The organism is Marivita sp. (assembly GCF_051859345.1).
Lineage (GTDB): Bacteria > Pseudomonadota > Alphaproteobacteria > Rhodobacterales > Rhodobacteraceae > Marivita.
Window position 1 is genome coordinate 101,380 of the sequence record NZ_JBHYFV010000002.1, and the last position, 18,938, is coordinate 120,317.

An 18,938-nucleotide genomic window follows, 5' to 3' on the forward strand; every position below is an offset into this window, starting at 1 on the left:
TCAGGAGGGTTATTCGGCAGGCACCGCATGCGCAGACGCGCTGCGTCGTGCAAAGTGTTGGCGGTTCAAGCGCAACACCAAGGCAATCGCGACAATCTGGGCCGAGATGGCAATTGCGGTGATCCCCCAGTAAGCCACACCGAATTTCTCGATCGCACCTGCTGCCACCAATCCCTTGTTGACGAAGAAATGGATCATGACGGACAGGGCAACCGCAGGACAGACCAGCGCATAGGAACCCGGTGACGTTTTCGATCCCAACACGAAGTCATTGAAATATCCCTGACGCATCAACACGACTGCGCCAAGCAGCAGGAACGACACCTGTACGGACAAGAGCCGCGCAAGGAACGTCATGGTTTCGCCCGGTTGCTCATGCACATCAAACGCGACGTGCAGCCCATGGTTCTGACGCAGGAACATGATCCCGAGAACTGTCACGATCGGGACAACAATCATCAGCGTCGGACCGGATTCACGCGCCGTTCCGTGTTGCAGCATCGACGTAAACGCCGTGGCCGCCGCAATCAGAGTGTAAAGGATCGCCGCAACGCCAAAGAAGGTCGACAGCATAAGGGCAATCGCAACCGTGGTCGCAGACGTGCTCATCGCCGCAGGCGCCGAAAATCCGACAGCCACCATCGCGATGCTGAACGCGGGCAAGAGCTGGGCAAAGGAATTATGTGCGGTCACATCGAACACACCCCCTTTGGACAGCACCCGCCCAAGAAACGCGCCGATCATGCGCAAAGCCAGAACACCGATCGCGCCAAAGGCGATCAAGGCGAGCGGGAACAGGTATTCGACCACACTCCAAAGCTGCGGCACGAAGACCAGGCCAACGATGAACAAGGCATTCACGGTCATCGCCATCGCCAAAGGCATCGCCAGCAGCGTTGCTTCGGCATTTGTCTGACGCAGCGCCGTGTAGCTGTCAGTTTGCTTGAAAGCAGACAGGGACTTCAGGTTCCAGACCAGCGATTTGATGTTCAGAACGGCAAACACTGCAATTCCGATCAGCGCAATCACGATTCCGGCCTGCAACATCACATTGCCGGAGCCGAATGCCGCTGCAATGTCCTCGAAGACCGGGACTGGCTGGTTCGGATGCGGCACCCAAAACATCAGGAACATGAAAAACGTGACCGCAATGCCCCCCGCCCCAAGCGAGGCGAGAAAGTAAATCGGCGAATAGGTGTCAGCGGGTCTGGTGGCAGAATGGTCCACGGGGAGTCTCCTTACATTCCATTTGCGGAATATATTTACATTCAAAATTCAGAATGTAAAGGTCAACGTCAGTCAATTCGGCCATTCTTGGGCAAGTCTGCGCTGAAACGTACATGCCCGCCCCGCAATATCTTGTGGATAAAAGCCCGGCAATTACCACATGCGGCAGCAAATCGTTGACTCGACCACAAGGCCCGCGACACACTGCCCTACAAAACAGGAATCAGGCAGGCTTCATCAGTGCGCTTTTCCAAACTCCGTTTGACGGGCTTCAAAAGCTTCGTTGACCCAACCGACCTGATCATCGCAGATGGTCTGACCGGTGTTGTGGGTCCAAACGGCTGCGGAAAATCGAACCTCCTCGAAGCGTTGCGCTGGGTGATGGGGGAAAACCGCCCAACCGCCATGCGCGGTGGCGGAATGGAAGACGTGATCTTTGCTGGGGCCGCGACGCGCCCGGCGCGCAATTTTGCCGAAGTGTCGATCCAGATCGACAATGGCGACCGGCTTGCTCCGGCAGGGTTCAACGATCAGGACCAGCTTGATATCGTCCGCCGCATCACGCGTGACGTGGGCAGCGCCTACAAGGCGAATGGCAAAGATGTGCGTGCGCGTGATGTGCAGATGCTGTTCGCTGATGCTTCGACTGGGGCACATTCACCTGCGCTGGTCCGCCAGGGACAGATCAGCGAACTGATCAACGCCAAACCCAAGAACCGCCGCCGCATCCTGGAAGAAGCGGCAGGCATCTCGGGTCTGTACCAGCGCCGTCACGAGGCAGAACTCAAGCTCAACAGCACCGAGGCAAATCTGTTGCGTGTTGATGACGTGATCGAACAGCTTGCCGCGCAACTTGCGCAGTTGGCACGGCAGGCACGCCAGGCTGCCCGCTATCGCGCGATTGGCGAAGAACTTCGGCACGCTGAAGGCCTGTTGCTGTATCGCCGTTGGAAAGACGCCGATCTGGCCCGCGCCGACGCAGATACCCAACTGCGCGACCGCATCACCGAAGCCGCGCGCGCCGAAACCGAGGCCCGCACCGCCACGAAGGCCCGCGAAGATGCGGATGCTGCGCTGCCCCCCCTGCGCGAAGAAGCTGCCATCGCGGCCGCCATTGTCCAACGGTTGACCCTGCATCGGGATACATTGTCGGAACAGGAACGCCGCGCCGAAGAAATGATCCAGACCCTGACCCGCCGCATCGAACAGATGACCAAGGACATGGAGCGGGAAAGTGGACTTAATCGCGATGCCGGCGAAACCATTGAGCAGCTTGAATGGGAAGCCCGCGAACTTGCCAAGGCCGCTGAAGGCCATGATGACAAACTGGCCGAAGCAACCGAAGCCGCACGCGAAGCGGGCGCCGTGCTTCAGGCCCGCGAAGCCGACCTCAGCCAGAAAACCGAAGATGTGGCGCGCCTTGCCGCCCGTCACCAATCTGCGCATCGCCTGTTGTCCGACAGCCAGAAAACGCTTGACCGCAACGAGGCCGACACCACCCGCGCCCGCGAAGCGATGGCCGCTGCCAAGCAGACCCTGCGTGACGCTAAAGAGACCGCAGCGCAGGCCGCAACAGAGCAAACCGCCGCGCGCGATCTTGCGGATCGTGCCGATCTGGTCCTGACCGAAGCCGAAGCCGCCCGCGCCGAAACCCAGTCTCGCGAGGCAGATGCCCGCGCCCAACGATCCGAAGCTGAAGGCGAAATGAACGCGCTGAGTGCGGAGACAACCGCCCTGGCCCGCCTGCTGGACCGCGACACCGCCGAAGGAGGTCAGATCCTTGACCGCCTGCAAGTCGAACAGGGTTTCGAAAAGGCTCTTGGTGCCGCACTTGCCGACGATCTGCGCGCGCCCGAGGTCGAAGGCGATGGCCCCACCGGCTGGACGGCCCTACCGCGCTACGACCTGGATCAACCTCTGCCTGCCGGCGTCACGCCGCTGACAAATCATGTGTCCGTCCCAGAGGTTCTGGAGCGCCGTATGGCACAGATCGGACTGGCGGACGCCGAAGATGCCGCGCGGCTGCAACCGCTTCTCAAGCCGGGCCAACGGCTGGTCAGCCCTGAAGGTGATCTCTGGCGCTGGGATGGTTACCGCGCCTGGGCCGAAGACGCGCCCTCTGCTGCTGCCCTGCGTCTGGAGCAACTGAATCGCCTTGAGGCGCTGAAACAGGAAACCGCCCGCGCGTCTGCCCGTGTCGATGGTGCCCGCGCCGCCCATGACAGCCTGACCCAACGGCTGAACGATCTGGCCCAGGCCGAAAAAGCCGCCCGCCAGGCCCGCCGCGATGCGGACACCGCCGTCACCGACGCCGCGCGCAAACTGAGCCGCGCCGAGGCGGACCGCGATATGGCCGAAGGCAAGCTTGAAAGCCTGTCACTGACGCTGTCGCGCCACGAAGACGAAGCCACCGCAGCCCGTGCCCAAATGCTTGAAGCGGAGCGCGGGGTGGCCGATCTGGAAGATCTCGAATCCGCGCGCGCCGAGGTGGAAGATCTGAAGATGACCGTCGAAGCGGCCCGCATGACCATGATGTCGCGCCGGTCTGCTTTGGACGAACTGCGCCGCGAAGGCGATGCCCGCAAAGGCCGCACCCAGCAAGTCACCAAGGACCTCAGCGGCTGGCGCCACCGTCTTGAAACCGCCGAGAAACGCAGCGCCGAATTGTCAGAGCGCCGAACTGCGGCACAGACCGAACTCGACGCCGCGTCGAGCACCCCAGCCGAACTCGCCGCCCAGCGCGCCGAACTGGGGCACGCGATTTCCGAGGCCGAGGCCCGCAGCGCGGCATCGAACGACGCTCTCTCCACCGCCGAAGCCACGCTGCGAACAGCCGATCATGCCGAGCGTGAAGCCGAACGCAAAGCATCAGAGGCGCGTGAAGCCCGCGCAAGATCCGAGGCCAGGTCAGAGGCCGCCCGCGAAGCTGTCAATGCTGCCGCCGAACGCATCGCAGAAGAACAGGAAACCAGCCCCACCGCGCTTTTGCAAAAGCTTGAGGCGGATCCCGACAATCTTCCCAAAGCCGAAGCGATCGACGCTGATGTGAATCGCCTCAAACGCCAGCGCGACGCTCTGGGCGCCGTCAACCTGCGCGCCGAAGAAGACGCCCGCGAGGTTCAGGAAGAACATGACACCCTTCTGGCCGAAAAGCTTGATCTGCAAGAGGCGATCAAGACGTTGCGCTCGGGAATTTCGAGTCTCAATCGCGAAGGCCGTGAACGCCTGCTGACCGCGTTTGAACAGGTAAACAGCAACTTTTCGTTGCTCTTCACCCACCTCTTTGGCGGTGGCGAAGCCAGTCTTGTCATGGTCGAAAGCGACGATCCTCTTGAAGCTGGGCTTGAGATCATGTGCCAGCCACCGGGCAAGAAACTTTCGACACTGTCGCTGCTTTCGGGTGGGGAACAGACGCTGACAGCGCTTGCGCTCATCTTCGCGGTGTTCCTCGCCAACCCTGCGCCGATCTGCGTCCTGGACGAAGTTGATGCGCCTTTGGACGACGCGAACGTCACGCGCTTTTGCGATCTGCTGGACGAGATGTGCCGCCGCACAGAAACCCGCTTTCTCATCATCACGCACCACGCCGTCACCATGTCCCGTATGGACCGGCTTTTTGGAGTGACCATGCAGGAACAAGGTGTCAGCCAACTGGTCTCGGTTGACCTCAAGAAGGCAGAGCGGATGGTCGCGTAAACGTGTGACGATTTGCGGTGCGATTGCCTCTACGGTAAGTGCATGATCCGATATTTCATTGCACTTATCCTGTTCCCGGCAACACTGTTCGCCCAGGAATGGGCACCGCGTGACAGTGATGTGCTGCTTGATCAGGCGACTCTCGACACACGCCTGCGCGGCGAGACCATCGTTTTCTTCGACAACGGCGAATCCAGGTTCTTTGAGGATGGGCGTTATACCTACACCTACGCCAATGCCGGCGGCACAGGGTATGGGTATTTCACAATCGGAAACGACAGCACGATCTGCATTGAGTTCGTCACCGGCTTTTCACGATGCGATCTTTATGTGATCGACGCCAGTGGCCGCCTTACGATCATCACAACAACAGGTGACCGTTTTCCGACGCTCCGTTGAATCCGGAAAACGTTGACGCATTTCGGACACACGCTACAACCAGAACGCGAATCCGTGTCTGCTGGCGTCGAAGTGTCGGCCATCTCCCGCCTATTTTTACCAAATAACGACAATCCTTACCTGGACGTTAATTCTTTATTATCATTTCAGAACAGACTCTGATGCCTACCATCCTCGTACTTCACAGGACCTGTTGCCCTCTATGAATGTGCTGATTGTGCAGAACAACGCCAAGCTCGGCCAGATGTGGCAACGCCACCTGCAGAGGCACGGGCACGTCGCCGACATCAGTTTCAATCAGGAAAGCGCCGTTGATCGACTGCTTTCCCAATATTATCCGATCATCATCCTTGATGTGGTTCTCGACGGAGGCAGCGCGCTTGCAGTGGCTGATTACGCCAGTTACCGTCACCCTGATGCGCGCGTGATCTTCGTCAGCAACACGAGCTTTTTCTCGGACGGATCCATATTTCAGCTTTGCTCCAACGCCTGCGCGTTTGTGCCCAGCGCAACGCAACCTGATGATCTTGCCGCGATGGTCGAACACTACGCCAAGGTCATTTAAGCGGCCTTCAGAACCTCACGCCCATGCGGGGCGTCAAATTCCAGCACCGGATTGATCGGAATGATGCGGTTCGGATTGATGGTTTCGTGACTGTAGTGATAGTGCCGCACGATGTGATCAAAGTTCACCGTCTCTGCAACACCGGGCCATTGAAACAGCTCTCGCGTGTACGCCCAGAGATTCGGGTAATCGATGATCCGCCGACGGTTACACTTGAAATGCAAGTGATACACGGAATCGAACCGGACCAACGTGGTAAACAGCCGCCAATCCGCCTCTGTGATCCGGTCCCCCATCAGGTAACGCCGCGTCGCCAGACGTTTTTCCAGCCAGTCCAGACTCTCGAACAGAGGCACCACTGCCGCATCATAGGCATCCTGCGTGGTCGCAAAGCCTGATTTGTAGACGCCATTGTTGACCGTGTCGTAAATACGCTCGTTCACCGGCTCGATCTCGTCCCGCAAGGCGTTGGGCCAATAGTCGTCCGTGTTCCCCGTGATCCCGTCAAACGCCGAATTCAACATGCGGATGATTTCAGAACTTTCGTTCGACACGATGGTTTCCCGCGTTTTGTCCCAGAGGACAGGAACGGTCACCCGACCCGAGATTTTCGGGTCCGCCTTGATGTAGATATCCCGTGCAAAGGGCAAATCGTAAAGCGTGTCGCCGGTGGCTCCAGGGAAATCAGTGTCAAACGTCCATCCATCGCCAAGCATATCGGGATGCACCACCGACAGGCTGATGTGATCCTGCAAACCCTTGAGTGCGCGGAAGATCAGCGTCCGATGCGCCCAGGGGCAGGCAAGACTGACGTATAGATGATAGCGCCCCGAATCGGCTTGAAACCCACCTTCGCCTGTCGGCCCGGCACTGCCATCTGCGGTGATCCAGTTGCGAAACTTGGCTGTGCTTCGTTCAAATTTCCCGCCCGAACTTTTGGTGTCGTACCATTGATCGTTCCAGACACCGTCAACCAGCTGTCCCATGTCACACACTCCTGTTTGTCACTGGATCAATACATAGAGCGCGCCACGGTTCCACAAAACGCCCACTCCCGCGCAGAAAGGTCGCGGTTCGCGCACAGAGACCGATAGCGCCCGCATAAGGCACTTGATCGGTTTAACAGCCCCGATCTACTGAAGAATGCGGCGCATGTTGCGCGAAAGACCACTCCACACCTGACCGTCGACAACTTTTCGCTCCGTCAACTTGGCTTCTGCAGAAGGCCGGGGTAAAGGGGCGGCGAACATGGAGCGGGGCACTTTGTCCTGCTGGCTCTTCCGGCCGCCGATCCGCCGGACAACCCATAACCGATGACACCAACAAAGACCGCGTATTGACACCGCGGCCTATGGGCAAAGAACTTTTCATGATCACGCTTTCACAATATCAGCGCCAATGGACCAGCAACATCCGTGGCGACCTTCTTTCGGGCCTTGTCGTGGCACTGGCCCTGATCCCCGAAGCCATCGCGTTTTCCATCATCGCGGGCGTCGACCCCAAGGTCGGGCTCTATGCGTCGTTTTCCATCGCTGTGATCACCGCGATCACCGGCGGGCGGCCTGGCATGATCTCGGCCGCGACCGCCGCAACGGCCGTTCTCATGGTCACTCTGGTGCGCGATCACGGGCTGGAATACCTGCTCGCCGCCACCGTGCTGGCGGGTCTGTTACAGATCGGAGCCGGGTTCCTGAAGCTCGGTTATGTCATGCGGTTTGTGTCGAAATCGGTGATGACCGGGTTTGTGAATGCACTCGCCATCCTGATCTTCATCGCGCAACTGCCCGAGCTTGATCCATCCCGCGTACCGGTGCTCACATACGCACTGGTCGCGGCCGGGCTGGCGATCATCTACCTGTTCCCGATGCTGACCAAGGCGATCCCCTCGCCTCTGGTGACAATCGTCGTGCTGACGGTGCTTGTGGTCGCCATGGGCTGGGACGTGCGCACCGTGGGCGATATGGGCGATCTGCCGGACACGTTGCCGGTATTCCTGATCCCGGACATTCCGCTGACGTTCGAGACCTTGCAGATCATCTTCCCCTACTCAGTCGCTGTGGCTGTGGTCGGCCTGCTGGAAAGCCTGATGACCCAGCAGATCGTCGATGACCTCACCGACACCTCATCCAACCGCAACCAGGAATGTATCGGTCAGGGGCTCGCCAATACCGCGACCGGGTTCATCGGCGGCATGGCGGGCTGCGCGATGATCGGCCAGTCCATCATCAACGTGAAATCCGGCGGGCGCGGACGGTTGTCGAGCTTTGTCGCCGGGGTGTTCCTTTTGATCCTTGTGGTCTCTTTGGGTGACATCGTGGCGATCATCCCGATGGCGGCATTGGTCGCTATCATGATCATGGTCTCTATCGGGACATTCTCGTGGTCCTCGATCAAGAACCTGCGCGACCACCCGAAATCGTCGTCCATCGTGATGCTGGCAACGGTGTTCTTCGTGATCTACACACACAACCTCGCCATCGGCGTTCTGGTTGGCGTGCTGCTTTCGGGCATTTTCTTTGCCTGGAAGATCTCGCAGCTCTTCCGCGTACGCTCCACGATCACGCCGGACGGCAACCACCGGACCTACACTATCGAGGGTCAGCTTTTCTTCGCTTCGTCCGAAGACTTCATGAAGGCGTTCGACTTCAAGGAGGCGCCCGAGAAAGTCACAATTGACCTCAGCCGCGCCCACATCTGGGATATTTCCTCGGTTGCGGCGTTGGATATGGCTGTGCTCAAGTTCCGCCGGGAAGGCGCCGAGGTTGACTTGATCGGCCTGAACAAGGCGTCCGAAACCATCGTTGACCGGCTTGCCATGCACGACAAGCCCGACGCGACGGATCAATTGCTGGGCCACTAGGGAGGCACGACCATGACAACCAACACACTCATCGCCCTTGTGGACGGCTCTGCCTATTCCGAAAGCGTCTGCCATCACGCGGCCTGGATCGCGGGCAAGACCGACTGGACCGTCAAGGTCTATCACGTCATGGGCCGTCGGGATGCAGTCGAAAAGCAAGACCTGTCGGGCGCGATCAAACTCGGGGCCCGCACGGCGCTGCTGGAACAACTGTCGGAACTCGACGCCACCCGCGCCAAGCTGGCACATGAACACGGGCGCGCCATTCTCGAAGATGCCAAGGCGATCATTCAGGGCGACGGGGACATTGCCGTGGAAACCCGCCTGCGCCAAGGCGATCTGGTCGAAACGATCACCGCCAAGGAAGAAACCGGCGACATGATCGTCATCGGCAAACGTGGCGAAGCCGCGGCCCACGCGATGGAGCATCTGGGGTCGAACCTGGAACGCATCGTCCGTGCAAGCCACAAGCCCGTCTTCATTGCCAACCGGGCATTCAAGCCGATCAACTCGGTTCTTGTCGCATTCGATGGCGGAGCGTCGTCACTCAAGGCCATCGACTATATCGCGCGCAGCCCACTGTTTGCAGGTCTGAAGGTCACGCTTGTGTTCGCAGGGAAAGACACACCCACCATCCAGAAATCGCTAGCCGATGCAGCCGCGACTCTCAAAGCCGGTGGGTTTGAGGCAGATACAGTGATCCAAAGCGGGGAGCCGGAAAAGACCCTGGCTCAGATCACGTCAAGCGGAGAACATGACCTGCTTGTCATGGGAGCATATGGCCACAGCCGCGTCAGATCGTTCATCATCGGTTCGACAACAACCGAAATGATTCGCTCTTGCCGCGTGCCGGTCTTGATCATGCGGTAGCGGTCGCGTTCAGCTACGCAGTTTCTGGACCACCCAGATCACGATCATCGCGCCCAGAACGGCCCCCACCAACCCAGCTACGGCACCGGTGGCGGCCAGCAGAAGGCGAATCACCATGCCGCCGATCAGCGCGCCTGCAACGCCTACCATCACCGTGGCAAGCGTGCTCATCTCGACGCGCATCACCCGCGTCGCAAGAAAGCCTGCCGCGGCGCCGATGACCAAGAGGAACAGAACTGGCATCCGCTATCTCCGCCGCCGATCCCGGACCGACGACCTCCAATGGGTGGGCACGATGATCAGCGCGCCAAGCGAGGAAGCAATTGCATTCATGCCCGGAGAGCTGAACCCGATCCCGAACATGATCCGCACGAAATAGGCAAGAAACGCGCCGCCGATGCAGATGATGATGCTTTGCAGAATACCATTGTTGGTAAAGCCCGACTTCTCGGACACATACCCCACGATCCCCGCGATCACGACCGTGCCCATCAGAACCATAAACATTCTTAGTCTCCCAACCGGGTTCCCGCCGAAACCGCCATGCCGCGCAGAAACGTGTCTGCGTCCTGCGCGCCCTTGCCTGCCCGCTGTGCTCGGGTGATCCTAACCGCTCCGTCCCCGCAAGCAATGGTGAAGCCATCGTCAAGCGCGGTTCCGGCCGGTCCGCTCTGATCCGACAGAGTGCTGCCCAGCAGTTTGACACGCTCTCCGGCAACCGATGTCCATGCACCCGGAAAAGGCGAAAGCCCTCGGATCAGGCGGTCCACCTCGACCGATGGACGGGACCAGTCGATCAAGGCCTCGGATTTGTCGATCTTTGCGGCATAGGTGACGCCAACTTCGGGCTGTTTTTCCGGGATTAGATTATCCAGATCGCCCAAGGCGCGAACAATCAAATCCGCGCCCATAAGGCTTAACCTGTCATGCAAGGCGCCGGTGGTTTCGTGTGGCCCGATCCGCGTCGTTTCGCGTAGCAGAACCGGCCCGGTATCAAGCCCCGCCTCCATCTGCATGATGCAAATGCCGGTTTCCGCATCACCTGCCATGATCGCACGATGGATCGGCGCGGCCCCACGCCAGCGCGGCAACAACGACGCATGGATGTTCAGGCAGCCATGTCTTGGCGCATCGAGCACCGCTTGTGGAAGGATCAAGCCGTAGGCGACGACAACGGCGATGTCCGCGTCCAGCTCCGCAAAATCGTGCTGTGCGTCGTCCGTGCGCAAACTCTTGGGGTGCCGCACCGGGAGACCCAAAGCCTCGGCGCGGGCATGTACAGGTGTCGGGCGGTCCTTCTTGCCACGACCTGCGGGGCGCGGCGGTTGGCAATAGACGGCGGCGATCTCGTGGCCAGCCTCGACCAGAGTGTCGAGCACCGGGACCGAGAAATCGGGCGTGCCCATGAAGATGATCCGCATGTCCTAGCCTTTCAGCTTTTTCGCGCGCCGCAGAAGGATGTCCCGCTTGGTCTTGCTCAGGTGATCGAAATACATCTTGCCGTTCAGATGGTCGATCTGGTGCTGCACCGATGTGGCCCAGAGCCCGACGAAATCCTGTTCGTGAACCGTACTGTCCGTACCGATGAAACGTACGGTCACCGCACGGGGCCGTTCGATCCTGGCAAACACGCCGGGAAGGTTCGGGCTGGCCTCCTCGTGCGCGCGCAGATGAACAGATGCATGCAGAATTTCGGGGTTCGCCATCCGCACCGCTTTGCCCCGTTCCTCGGACGCATCTACGACGGCCAGACGCTTTAGAACGCCGATCTGGTTCGCGGCAAGACCGACGCCGGGCATCGCTTCCATCGTGTCGATCATGTCGTCCCAGATCGCGCGGATGTCGTCCGTGATTTCGTCTACGGGTTCGGCCGGAGTGCGGAGACAGGGATTGGGCCACGGCAGGCAACGGCGCTTGGTCATGTCAGCGCAGCATATTCGGTTTCAAGAGCAGCCCGTACCTCGGGGGACAGGCGGTCGAAGATCACGATGCCGTTGAGATGGTCGAGTTCGTGCTGCGCACAGGTCGCGGCAAATCCCGTCAGCCAGGTTTCCTGCCGTGTGCCGTCGAGATCGGTATAGGCCAGCGTGATCTCGGTCGGGCGGATCACGTCGGCAGACACGCCGGGGATGGACAGGCAGGCCTCGGTGTTCTTGGCCACAGTATCGCCAGAGATCACAATTTCCGGATTGATGCAGACATAAGGCGTGCGGTCGCCGTCTTTCCAGGTCGGGTCCATCACGAACACGCGCTGCATCACGCCAACCTGCGGCGCGGCCAGCCCACGACCGGGGGCGTTGTACATGGTGTCGAACATGTCCTGGACGAGGTCGGTCAGCGTCGCCGGATCACGGACCGGCTCACACACCTGCGACAACCTTGGGTCGGGCCATGTAACGATGGGCAGAATGCTCATGCCCGCGCCTGTTCGCGCTTGAGCTTGACCATCTTGCGCGTGATCATCTGGCGCTTCAGCGGCTTGAGATAGTCGATGAAGAGCTTGCCGTTCAAATGGTCGATCTCGTGTTGCACACAGGTCGCCCAGAGGCCATCGAACTCTTCTTCCCGCGGATTGCCATTCTCGTCGATCCACGCCACCTTGACCGCTTCGGGGCGGGTCACGTCGGCAAACTGATCCGGGATCGACAGGCAGCCTTCCTCGTAGACATTGGTTTCGTCCGAGGAAGCGAGGATTTCGGGATTGAACATCACAAGCGGGCGCGGCGTGGAATCCTCATCCTTCTCGCAATCCAGAACGATCAGGCGCGACAGCACACTGACCTGCGGCGCGGCAAGACCGATGCCCGGCGCGTCATACATGGTTTCCAGCATGTCCCTGGCCAAAACGCGAAGGTCGTCCGACAGGTCGGGCACGGGCGCACAGACCTTTTTCAGACGCGGGTCCGGGTGGATGAGGATCGGCAATTTCATGGCAGGCATTTAGGCAATCCGCGCCGCAAGGGCAATAGACCGGGGCTTGCGCCTGCCGTTCACTGGAGTAGCGTCACGCAGAATCCGAGCAGACTGGAGTAGTACATGCGCGATCTCTTCAATGAACCCAATGACCGACGCGGCACGCATTGTTCCAAGTGGGACATTCTGGAAAGCAAATTTGACGTGCCCAGCGAAGACGGGATTGCGATGTGGACCGCCGACAGCGACTACCCGACCGCGCCCTGCGTTTTGAAAGCGCTGCAGGATGCAGTGGATCACGGGGTCTTCGGCTATTTCACCGATTTCACCGACTACAACGCTGCCATCCAGTGGTGGATGAAAACCCGGCATGGCTGGGACATCGAGGCCGACTGGATTCTGACCTCGCAAGGGTTGGGCAACGCGATAGCGCTGTGCCTTGACGTGTGGTCACAACCGGGCGATCGGATCGTGACGTTCAACCCAGTCTATCACGAGTTCGAATTCAAGATCAGGCGCGCGGGACGAGTGCCGGTGCAATGCCCGCTCAAGCTTGAGGGCGACGCGTACCAGATCGATTTCGACGATGCGCAATCTCGGCTGGATGGCACGGAAAAGATGCTGATCTTCTGCTCGCCCCAGAATCCGTCCGGCCGCATCTGGACTGCGGAAGAGTTGCAACAGCTGGCCAAGTTCGCCGCGCGCAATGATCTGGTTATCGTGGCTGATGAAATTCACCACGATTTCATCTATCCCGGCCAGACCTTCGTGCCGTTCGACGTGGCCGCGCCCGATGTACGGGACCGCTCCGTGATGCTGACCGCGTCTTCCAAGACGTTCAACATCGCGGGCCAGAAGACCGGCAACATGATCATCCCCGATGCCACACTGCGCGAGGCGATGGCCCAGCGACTGCGGTCACTGGACTATTCACCCAACGCCTTGGGTCTGAAAATGGTGACTGCCGCCTATTCGCCGGAAGGGGCGGAATGGGTGGATGCGCAGATCGAACACCTGATCGAGAACCGCCGGATCTTCGATGACGCGATCAACGCCATCCCCGGTGTGCGGTCCCTGCCGCTGGCCTCGACCTATCTTGCATGGGTCGATTTTTCGGGCACAGGGATGGATTTCGAAGAGATCAGCCGCCGTGTCCGCAAGGAGGCACGCATCGCCCCCAGCCCCGGCCCGGAGTTCGGCCCCGGTGGCGAGAGCTTCCTGCGGTTCAATCTTGCCACGCAGCGTTACCGTGTCGAAGATGCCGCCAAACGTCTGCAAGAGGCCTTCAGCGACCTGCAATAAACTCAGTTGCGCGGCGGGCGGGATTTGTAGACCGGCAGGCTCCAGCCGAAAGCGATGGAGCCTGCGCGCAGGCCAAAGGTGATCGCGGCGGCAAGCAGAACGGTGATCGCCGGGCCCAGGTCCACGACAGGCGCAAGCGCGATCACCGAAGCGCCAGCCACGGCGCAGGTGACGTATAGCTCGCCCTGTTTGAGCACCAGCGGCACTTCGTTGGCCACAACGTCACGCATCAGCCCACCCATGCAGCCGGTCACGGCCCCCATGACGATCACGATGGGCGCGCTTTGCCCCAGAGCGGCGGCAATATTGGCCCCTGCGGCAACGGCAAAAGACAGCGCGGCGGCGTCCAGCCAGAGGATCGCCTTGTACCGGCTTTCGAACAGGTGCGCGGTAAAGAACACCACGAAGGCGGCAAGAACGGCGACACCCAGGTAGGTCGGGTCGGTCATCCAGAAGACCGGGTTGCGATCCAGCAGGACATCGCGGATCGTGCCACCACCAACGCCCGTAAGGATCGCCAGAAAGGCAAAGCCGATGATGTCGAGCTGTGCGCGGCTGGCGACCAAGGCACCCGTCAGCGCAAAGACCAGAACAGCGGCGTGGTCGAGCAGCGCGATCAGCGTCACGCAGCACCTTTCTTGAACGGCTTTATGCCTTCACGCGCCAGTTCATCGGCGCGTTCGTTCTCTGGATGGCCTGCATGGCCTTTGACCCATTCCCACGTCACATCATGCCGCGCCTGCGCCTCGTCCAGCCGCTGCCAAAGCTCCACGTTCTTGACAGGCTTCTTGTTCGCGGTCTTCCAGCCGTTGCGTTTCCAGCCATGAATCCAGCCGGTCACACCGTTCTTCACATAAGCGCTGTCGGTGATGATGGTGAGCGAGGATGGGCGCGCCAGCGTTTCCAGCGCGTGGATCGCCGCGAGCAGTTCCATGCGGTTGTTGGTCGTGTTCGCCTCGCCGCCCGACAGGGTGCGTTCCTTGACGATCGTTTCGCCATCCTTGGCCTGCATCAGCACACCCCAACCGCCCGGGCCGGGGTTTCCGGAACAGGCTCCGTCGGTATAGGCAAAAAGGTCAGGCATGGGCGGTTACAGAGATCCAGTCAGCATCCTCGCCGCTTAGCCCTTTGTCGCGCCCGCGTCGATAGGGGCCGACGGTAAATCCGGCTTGTTGCAGCAGGTCGGTCAGTTCTACCTCGGTATAGTAGGTATAGAGCCGATTAAGGCTGTCCCGCCCCTCGCCGGCGCCTTCCTTAATCGCGATATGAAACAGGCCACCGGGTTTCAACGCGGTGTGAATGGAGGACAGGTGGCGCGGCATGTCCGTGCGCGAGGCATGCAGCAGGCTGAAATTGGCCCAAACGCCGTCATAGATGGCCATGCCGCTAAGGTCGTCGAAACTGGCCTGCCGCGCGGTGACACCTTCGATTGCCGAAGCCAGCCCGATCATCTCGGCCGAAGCATCCAGCGCATCCACCACGCACCCCGCCCGAACCATGTGCCGGGCCGACGTGCCGGGGCCGCACCCCAGATCGAGAACCCGCGCTCCATCGGGCAGAGCTGCGATAAACGTTACAAGCGTGTCGCTGGGTGTATCCGACGGATCAAGCTTGGCATAGTCGCCAGCGCGGGCATCGTAGACGGCGATGGTTTCACGGTCTGTCACAGAAACACTCCGACACAGAGACAAAGGATCACCAATCCGGTCAGAAGCACGCGAAGTTGCATCCACCATGCGGGTGCGAGGCCCCAGCGCCAGAACGCGAAGTCAAGCGCGAGAAGCCCCAGAAAGCCGAAGATCAGGTTTGTTCCTGCCGACACCGGCCCTCCCCCTGTCATGAAGAACGCCCAAAGCGCCGGGATCACCGAAAGGGCGTAACCCGTTGCGGCCTGCTCGCCCTGCGCTTTGGTGGCAAAGCCCCAAAGCACGCCGGACATGAAGCTGAGGATCACCATTCCATAAGACAGCTGCACATAAGGACCGATAAACCGGGGACCGAGGGTGCCCAGCCCCCATTGTGCGACCCCGTCAGACAACAGCGTCAACGCACCCCAGGCAAAGGGAATCACACCGGCAAGGCCAAGGAGCAAGGCAGAACGGGGAATCTGGGTCATCATCGGTCCTTCAAGCCAGCCCAACGCGCCGCGACATAGCTCAGACCCGTTCCAGCGCCAACCGCCCGGCAAGGGCTGCAAAAAGGCCGGCAAAGGACCGGTTGAGCCAAAGCATCACACGTTCGCTGCCCAAGAGCCACGTCCGGGCCGCTGCCGCAAAGACACCGTAGAGCACGAAAATCGCAAAGGTCATCGCCATGAACACCGCCCCCATCAGCGCCATTTCCGCCGTTGCCGTGGCCGGGTTGCCCGACAGAAACGGCGGCAGCAGGGCGAGGAAGAAAATCGACAGCTTGGGGTTCAGAATGTTGATCAACGCCCCGCGCCGGGCGATTCGAAATCCGGCTTCGGTCTGCCTTTCGGCAGAAACGGAAAGTGCGCCACCCGAGCGAAGCGCCTGGTATGCAAGCCAGAGAAGATAGGCCACTCCGGCAAATTTCACCACGTTGAACAAAAGCGCCGAGGTGTGCAGCACTGCCGCCAGACCCAGCGTCGCCGCCAGAAGGTGGGGCACGATCCCGACGGTACAACCAAGAGCGGCCCAGATGGAGGGCCAACGCCCTTGGCCCAATCCAATGGCCAACGTGTAGATCACGCCAGTCCCCGGAGCCACGACAACGACAAAAGCGGTCAGAAGGAATTGCAGGGAGAGCATAGCGGATCCTCGTTCGATGTGCTGCGATGACGCTATACATTCCCGTCCGATTGATCTAGACGCCCGGTTTGGCCCGCTGGTGGGCCGAATTTACAAAAAAGACGACGCCCGTGAAAAAAGCCCTGCAAGATGCCCTTGATGCCCGTGGATACGACACGCTGACCCCTGTTCAGGAGGCGGTTCTCAATCCCGGCTATGTCGGTGCCGACCTTTTGGTGTCGGCGCAGACCGGATCAGGCAAGACACTGGGCTTCGGCCTTGCCATTGCGCCGACGATTCTCGAGGACGAAACCTTTGGCCCGGCAGGTGCTCCGCTTGCATTGGTGATTGCCCCGACGCGCGAATTGGCGATGCAGGTGAAACGCGAGCTGGCGTGGCTGTACGCGCAGGCCGGAGTTGTCATGGCCTCGACCGTGGGTGGCATGGACATGCGCGATGAACGCCGTGCACTGGAACGCGGTGCACATGTCGTCGTCGCCACACCGGGCCGTCTGCGTGACCACATCATGCGGAACTCGATCGACCTTTCGCAGTGCCGTGCCGTGGTTCTGGACGAGGCGGACGAGATGCTGGATCTCGGCTTCCGCGAAGACCTTGAGTTCATCCTGGGCGAAGCGCCCGAGGACCGTCAGACGCTGATGTTCTCGGCAACCGTGCCGCCGCAGATCGCCAAGCTTGCCAAAGGCTACCAGCGGGACGCGATCCGGGTTGTGACAAAATCCGAGACCAGCCAACACGCAGACATCTCTTACCGCGCGATGATGGTGAACGACCGCGACACCGACAACGCAGTGATCAACACGCTGCGCTTTTACGAAGCGCCCAACGCCATCGTCTTTGCCAACACCCGTGCCATGGTGAACCGGCTCACGACACGCCTGTCGAATCGCGGATTTCAGGTTGTGGCCCTGTCGGGTGAGCTGTCACAGACCGAACGCACCCACGCTTTGCAAGCGATGCGCGATGGTCGCGCGCAGGTTTGCGTGGCAACCGATGTCGCGGCACGAGGCATCGACCTGCCGAACCTCGATCTGGTGGTGCATGCCGAACTGCCGTCGAACCACGAAACGCTGCTGCACCGCTCAGGTCGGACCGGTCGTGCAGGCCGCAAGGGTGTATCTGCGCTGATTGTGACTCCCAAGGTGCGCAAGAAGGCCGAACGCATCCTTGGCATGGCCAAGCTGAAATCCGAATGGGGCGCTGCGCCCTCGGCGGACGAAGTTCTGGCGCGCGACGAGGACCGGATGTTTGCCGATCCCGCTTGGGAAACACCCGTCGGCGAGTCCGAAGAAACGGTTGTGGCCCGGCTGGTGGCGGAAAAGACGCCCGAGCAAATCGCGGTCGCCTATCTGCGCATGTTCCGCGAACAGCACACGGCACCCGAGGAATTGTCGGATCCTGGCGCAAAACCAGAGCCCCGTCAGGAATTCGGCCCAAGCGTCTGGTTCGCCGTGTCCGGTGGCCGTGCCGCTGACGCGGAACCCCGCCGCATCCTGCCGATGGTCTGCGGGGCAGGCGATCTGAGCAAGGACGACATCGGCGCGATCCGCATCCAGCAGGACCATTCGCTGGTCCAGATCAAGGAATCGTCAGTTGCACGGTTCTTGAATGCTGTCGGCCCCGAGATGGAGCTCGAAAAGGGTGTGACGCTGACCCGACTCGACAAAGCGCCTGATTTTGACCGCGGCGCGCGGCCCGGTGGCAAAGGCGCCCCCCGCCCAGAACGCAAGCCCCACAGCGACGGACCAAAGCCCGAGCGCAAGTCGTATGCCGACCGACCGAAATCGGAACCGGCGGCATCCAGACCGGACGACGCTCCGGCGGCCCCCAAGGCCACACCAAGATCAGCTGCCCCGATTGACTGGAACGACGATCCTGCCCCACGCGTGCGCAAGCCGAAACCCGCAGATCGCAAAGGCGGCAAACCCGAAGGAAAATATGCCGGCAAATCGGATGGCCCGGCCCGTGAGCGCAAGCCCTATCAAGGCAAATCAGACGGACCGGCGCGCGAACGCAAGCCCTATGGCGACAAACCCGGTGGCGACCGCGCGCCACGTCGGTCCGAAGGCGAGTTTCAGGCACAGCCCTACAAAGGCAAGGGAAAGCCCAAAGGTCCGCCCCCGCCCGAAGGCAGACCCGACAGCAAGAAGAACGTTGCCCGTGCGGCGGCCCGCGCCAATGCAAGCGATCCGTCACAAAGCATGCGCAAGCCGCGTGCAGGTGCCCCGAAACCAGGCGGAAAGTCCGGTGGCAAGCCGGGTGGAAAACCAACCGGCAAACCTGCGGGCAAGTTCGGCGGGAAACCCGGCGGGAAAAAATGACAGTATTGAGGGTG

Annotated in this window: 20 protein-coding genes and 1 other annotated feature; of the genes, 7 read left to right on the forward strand and 13 right to left on the reverse strand. The window is 60.6% G+C overall.

All coding sequences use genetic code 11. The annotated features are described in order from the left end of the window. Positions 1-9: 9 nt before the first annotated feature. Complete coding sequence (locus tag ACTIEN_RS02060) at positions 10-1,227, reverse strand: TsoY family (seleno)protein (RefSeq protein ID WP_439521439.1); 1,218 nt, start codon at positions 1,225-1,227, stop codon at positions 10-12. A gap of 240 nt (positions 1,228-1,467) precedes the next feature. On the opposite strand from ACTIEN_RS02060, the gene smc reads away from it, so the two are divergent. The 3 genes from smc (at position 1,468) to ACTIEN_RS02075 (ending at position 5,887) form a co-directional block, all read left to right on the forward strand. Then, positions 1,468-4,923: a chromosome segregation protein SMC gene (gene smc, locus ACTIEN_RS02065; protein ID WP_439521440.1), complete on the forward strand. Its 3,456-nt coding sequence runs from the start codon at positions 1,468-1,470 to the stop codon at positions 4,921-4,923. A gap of 42 nt (positions 4,924-4,965) precedes the next feature. Continuing rightward, positions 4,966-5,322: a hypothetical protein gene (locus ACTIEN_RS02070; protein ID WP_439521441.1), complete on the forward strand. Its 357-nt coding sequence runs from the start codon at positions 4,966-4,968 to the stop codon at positions 5,320-5,322. 202 nt (positions 5,323-5,524) lie between these two features. After that, on the forward strand, positions 5,525-5,887 hold the full coding sequence (locus ACTIEN_RS02075) for a hypothetical protein (RefSeq protein WP_439521442.1): 363 nt from the start codon (positions 5,525-5,527) through the stop codon (positions 5,885-5,887). Here ACTIEN_RS02075 and ACTIEN_RS02080 read toward each other — a convergent pair. Next, positions 5,884-6,873: a glutathione S-transferase family protein gene (locus tag ACTIEN_RS02080; RefSeq protein ID WP_439521443.1), complete on the reverse strand. Its 990-nt coding sequence runs from the start codon at positions 6,871-6,873 to the stop codon at positions 5,884-5,886. The genes ACTIEN_RS02075 and ACTIEN_RS02080 overlap by 4 nt on opposite strands. 261 nt (positions 6,874-7,134) lie before the next feature. Beyond that, positions 7,135-7,192 (forward strand) — a sequence feature (sul1 is cis-regulatory element that is thought to sense ions involved in sulfur or methionine metabolism; They are found in Alphaproteobacteria). Positions 7,193-7,256: 64 nt separating this feature from the next. Between ACTIEN_RS02080 and ACTIEN_RS02085 the strand changes: the two genes are divergently transcribed. Then, positions 7,257-8,747 (forward strand): SulP family inorganic anion transporter, encoded by a 1,491-nt coding sequence (locus ACTIEN_RS02085; RefSeq protein ID WP_439521444.1) that lies wholly within the window; start codon positions 7,257-7,259, stop codon positions 8,745-8,747. A 12-nt stretch (positions 8,748-8,759) separates the two neighbouring features. After that, positions 8,760-9,617, forward strand: a complete 858-nt coding sequence (locus ACTIEN_RS02090; RefSeq protein ID WP_439521445.1) for a universal stress protein — start codon at positions 8,760-8,762, stop codon at positions 9,615-9,617. Between the two features lie 9 nt (positions 9,618-9,626). On the opposite strand, the gene ACTIEN_RS02095 is transcribed toward ACTIEN_RS02090, so the two are convergent. Genes ACTIEN_RS02095 through def (ACTIEN_RS02120) form a run of 6 tightly spaced genes read right to left on the reverse strand, consistent with a single transcriptional unit; the run spans position 9,627 to position 12,548 of the window. Continuing rightward, positions 9,627-9,860 carry a GlsB/YeaQ/YmgE family stress response membrane protein gene (locus ACTIEN_RS02095; protein WP_439521446.1) on the reverse strand — a complete coding sequence of 78 codons (234 nt, stop codon included), beginning with the start codon at positions 9,858-9,860 and terminating at the stop codon, positions 9,627-9,629. Between the two features lie 3 nt (positions 9,861-9,863). Next, a complete protein-coding gene (locus ACTIEN_RS02100) occupies positions 9,864-10,124 on the reverse strand; it encodes a hypothetical protein (RefSeq protein WP_439521447.1) in 261 nt (86 codons plus the stop codon). Between the two features lie 2 nt (positions 10,125-10,126). Then, positions 10,127-11,038: a methionyl-tRNA formyltransferase gene (gene fmt, locus ACTIEN_RS02105; protein ID WP_439521448.1), complete on the reverse strand. Its 912-nt coding sequence runs from the start codon at positions 11,036-11,038 to the stop codon at positions 10,127-10,129. A gap of 3 nt (positions 11,039-11,041) precedes the next feature. Beyond that, positions 11,042-11,539, reverse strand: a complete 498-nt coding sequence (gene def / locus ACTIEN_RS02110; RefSeq protein ID WP_439521449.1) for a peptide deformylase — start codon at positions 11,537-11,539, stop codon at positions 11,042-11,044. After that, the gene (gene def / locus ACTIEN_RS02115; protein WP_439521450.1) at positions 11,536-12,033 is read right to left on the reverse strand and encodes a peptide deformylase; all 498 of its coding nucleotides are present in this window, start codon (positions 12,031-12,033) and stop codon (positions 11,536-11,538) included. Before def (ACTIEN_RS02115) ends, def (ACTIEN_RS02110) begins: the two co-directional genes overlap by 4 nt. Next, positions 12,030-12,548: a peptide deformylase gene (gene def, locus ACTIEN_RS02120; protein WP_439521592.1), complete on the reverse strand. Its 519-nt coding sequence runs from the start codon at positions 12,546-12,548 to the stop codon at positions 12,030-12,032. Before def (ACTIEN_RS02120) ends, def (ACTIEN_RS02115) begins: the two co-directional genes overlap by 4 nt. A gap of 105 nt (positions 12,549-12,653) precedes the next feature. Here def (ACTIEN_RS02120) and ACTIEN_RS02125 point away from each other — a divergent pair, with 105 nt between their 5' ends. Continuing rightward, positions 12,654-13,832: a MalY/PatB family protein gene (locus ACTIEN_RS02125; RefSeq protein ID WP_439521451.1), complete on the forward strand. Its 1,179-nt coding sequence runs from the start codon at positions 12,654-12,656 to the stop codon at positions 13,830-13,832. Positions 13,833-13,834: 2 nt separating this feature from the next. Here the strand turns inward: ACTIEN_RS02125 and ACTIEN_RS02130 are convergent, their stop codons facing one another. The 5 genes from ACTIEN_RS02130 to ACTIEN_RS02150 are packed head-to-tail and all read right to left on the reverse strand — an operon-like array spanning position 13,835 to position 16,603. Next, positions 13,835-14,458 carry a trimeric intracellular cation channel family protein gene (locus tag ACTIEN_RS02130; RefSeq protein WP_439521452.1) on the reverse strand — a complete coding sequence of 208 codons (624 nt, stop codon included), beginning with the start codon at positions 14,456-14,458 and terminating at the stop codon, positions 13,835-13,837. Beyond that, positions 14,455-14,916, reverse strand: coding sequence for a ribonuclease HI (gene rnhA, locus ACTIEN_RS02135; RefSeq protein ID WP_439521453.1), 462 nt, complete (start codon positions 14,914-14,916; stop codon positions 14,455-14,457). Before rnhA ends, ACTIEN_RS02130 begins: the two co-directional genes overlap by 4 nt. After that, positions 14,909-15,499 (reverse strand): class I SAM-dependent DNA methyltransferase, encoded by a 591-nt coding sequence (locus ACTIEN_RS02140; RefSeq protein ID WP_439521454.1) that lies wholly within the window; start codon positions 15,497-15,499, stop codon positions 14,909-14,911. The genes rnhA and ACTIEN_RS02140 overlap by 8 nt, the downstream gene beginning before the upstream one ends. Further along, on the reverse strand, positions 15,496-15,948 hold the full coding sequence (locus ACTIEN_RS02145) for a DUF3429 domain-containing protein (protein WP_439521455.1): 453 nt from the start codon (positions 15,946-15,948) through the stop codon (positions 15,496-15,498). Before ACTIEN_RS02145 ends, ACTIEN_RS02140 begins: the two co-directional genes overlap by 4 nt. 40 nt (positions 15,949-15,988) lie before the next feature. After that, on the reverse strand, positions 15,989-16,603 hold the full coding sequence (locus ACTIEN_RS02150) for a LysE family translocator (protein ID WP_439521456.1): 615 nt from the start codon (positions 16,601-16,603) through the stop codon (positions 15,989-15,991). Positions 16,604-16,713: 110 nt separating this feature from the next. Here ACTIEN_RS02150 and ACTIEN_RS02155 point away from each other — a divergent pair, with 110 nt between their 5' ends. Further along, positions 16,714-18,924 (forward strand): DEAD/DEAH box helicase, encoded by a 2,211-nt coding sequence (locus ACTIEN_RS02155; RefSeq protein ID WP_439521457.1) that lies wholly within the window; start codon positions 16,714-16,716, stop codon positions 18,922-18,924. Positions 18,925-18,938: the final 14 nt, after the last annotated feature.

Excerpts from the sequence above, each read along its gene's own strand:
- ACTIEN_RS02090 (WP_439521445.1), top strand. The coding sequence starts at position 8,760 with ATGACAACCAACACACTCATCGCCCTTGTGGACGGCTCTGCCTATTCC.
- ACTIEN_RS02070 (WP_439521441.1), top strand. The coding sequence starts at position 4,966 with ATGATCCGATATTTCATTGCACTTATCCTGTTCCCGGCAACACTGTTC.
- ACTIEN_RS02150 (WP_439521456.1), bottom strand. The coding sequence starts at position 16,603 with ATGCTCTCCCTGCAATTCCTTCTGACCGCTTTTGTCGTTGTCGTGGCT.
- def (WP_439521592.1), bottom strand. The coding sequence starts at position 12,548 with ATGAAATTGCCGATCCTCATCCACCCGGACCCGCGTCTGAAAAAGGTC.
- ACTIEN_RS02100 (WP_439521447.1), bottom strand. The coding sequence starts at position 10,124 with ATGTTTATGGTTCTGATGGGCACGGTCGTGATCGCGGGGATCGTGGGG.
- def (WP_439521449.1), bottom strand. The coding sequence starts at position 11,539 with ATGACCAAGCGCCGTTGCCTGCCGTGGCCCAATCCCTGTCTCCGCACT.
- def (WP_439521450.1), bottom strand. The coding sequence starts at position 12,033 with ATGAGCATTCTGCCCATCGTTACATGGCCCGACCCAAGGTTGTCGCAG.
- rnhA (WP_439521453.1), bottom strand. The coding sequence starts at position 14,916 with ATGCCTGACCTTTTTGCCTATACCGACGGAGCCTGTTCCGGAAACCCC.
- ACTIEN_RS02095 (WP_439521446.1), bottom strand. The coding sequence starts at position 9,860 with ATGCCAGTTCTGTTCCTCTTGGTCATCGGCGCCGCGGCAGGCTTTCTT.
- ACTIEN_RS02080 (WP_439521443.1), bottom strand. The coding sequence starts at position 6,873 with ATGGGACAGCTGGTTGACGGTGTCTGGAACGATCAATGGTACGACACC.
- ACTIEN_RS02075 (WP_439521442.1), top strand. The coding sequence starts at position 5,525 with ATGAATGTGCTGATTGTGCAGAACAACGCCAAGCTCGGCCAGATGTGG.
- ACTIEN_RS02145 (WP_439521455.1), bottom strand. The coding sequence starts at position 15,948 with ATGACCCAGATTCCCCGTTCTGCCTTGCTCCTTGGCCTTGCCGGTGTG.
- ACTIEN_RS02125 (WP_439521451.1), top strand. The coding sequence starts at position 12,654 with ATGCGCGATCTCTTCAATGAACCCAATGACCGACGCGGCACGCATTGT.
- fmt (WP_439521448.1), bottom strand. The coding sequence starts at position 11,038 with ATGCGGATCATCTTCATGGGCACGCCCGATTTCTCGGTCCCGGTGCTC.
- ACTIEN_RS02085 (WP_439521444.1), top strand. The coding sequence starts at position 7,257 with ATGATCACGCTTTCACAATATCAGCGCCAATGGACCAGCAACATCCGT.